Below are 264 nucleotides of genomic sequence, written 5' to 3' on the forward strand. Positions count from 1 at the left end.
GCATTTGCTAATTTTGATGTAAAAAAAGTAGCACAATTCACACAAGATGACGTTGAGAGACTAATGCTTGATGAGGGTATTGTGCGCAATCGCTTAAAAATTTCGGCAACTGTTAACAACGCAAAGCGCTTTATAGAAATACAAGAAGAATTTGGAAGTTTTAGTAACTACCAATGGCAGTTTGTGGGTAATAAGCCGATTATAAGTAATTTAAATAACGTTGAGGACTACCCAGCAATTACAGAGGCATCAACTGCATTTGCT

At 36.4% G+C, this 264-nt stretch carries 1 protein-coding gene; it reads left to right on the forward strand.

Annotated elements, in window-relative coordinates:
- A partial coding sequence (locus tag AAEY83_RS15890; protein WP_351060503.1) for a DNA-3-methyladenine glycosylase I occupies window positions 1–264 on the forward strand: 264 nt, incomplete at both ends.

It is taken from the genome of Psychrobacter sp. TB20-MNA-CIBAN-0197, assembly GCF_040309765.1.
Classification (GTDB): Bacteria; Pseudomonadota; Gammaproteobacteria; order Pseudomonadales; family Moraxellaceae; genus Psychrobacter; species Psychrobacter submarinus.